Source organism: Corallococcus sp. AB030 (genome assembly GCF_003668965.1).
Lineage (GTDB): Bacteria > Myxococcota > Myxococcia > Myxococcales > Myxococcaceae > Corallococcus > Corallococcus exiguus.
The window spans coordinates 1-873 of record NZ_RAWQ01000472.1 but is presented as its reverse complement, the minus strand read 5'-3'; the positions used below and the strand labels follow the sequence as shown (position 1 = coordinate 873).

The following is an 873-nucleotide window of genomic DNA, read 5'->3' as shown; positions in this document are numbered from 1 at the left end:
CTAGGGGGTGTCCCTAATTAAGCCAAAGCATCATGCAGGCCAGGTGGAGGACCGCCAGGTAGTTGGTGGCGGTCTTCTCGTAGCGGGTGGCCACGGCGCGGAAGCGCTTGAGGCGGTGGAACATGCACTCCACCTGGATGCGCAGCCGGTAGAGGGCGCGACTGTTGCGGCGCCGGTGGTGCTTGCGCGTTGGATTCATCGCGATGACGGGCCTCATTCCGCGCTCCCGGACGGCCTGCACGAGGTGGTCGGCGTCATAGCCGGCGTCGGCGATGAGCGCCTTGCCGTGCGCATACTGAATGAGGTGCTCGGCTTCAGTGACGTCGCCGCGCTGCCCAGGCGTCAGCGTCACTTCGAGCGGTTGGCCCTGGGTGGTGCACAGGGCGTGGACCTTGGAAGAAAAGCCTCCTCGAGAACGGCCCAGAGCATTGCATCGGCCCCCCCTTTTGCGCCCGCGGCGTCCTGATGCGCCCGGATGATGGTGGCGTCCATCAGCGAGCCGACATCATCCACTTGCAACTGCAGCGACTTGAAGAGCCCCTCCCATACTCCTCGGGTCGCCCAGCGCCCGAAGCGGTTGTAGACCGTCTTCCAGGGCCCGTAACGCTCTGGCAAGTCACGCCAGGGTGCGCCCGTCTTCACCCGCCAGAGCACTGCATTGACGAACTGCCGGTCACCTTTCTTGGTGCGCGGCCCTCGTCGGGCAGGGATGAGTGGCTCAAGCTGCTTCCACTGCTCGTCCGTCAGCTCATGTCGGTGCACTCACCAGGGGTGCTCAGCTCTTCCTTTCCCTGCAAGCTCAACCCTGCCCACGGGGCTGGCGGCCGCTCGGCCTCCAGCACCTTTCTTCAGATAATTAGGGACACCCCCTAG

1 pseudogene is annotated in these 873 nt (G+C 64.8%); it reads right to left on the bottom strand.

The window, feature by feature from the left end:
• Window positions 1-16 precede the first annotated feature (16 nt).
• A pseudogene (locus tag D7Y15_RS46270) lies at window positions 17-735 on the bottom strand (IS5 family transposase); the annotation flags it as partial.
• Window positions 736-873 lie beyond the last annotated feature (138 nt).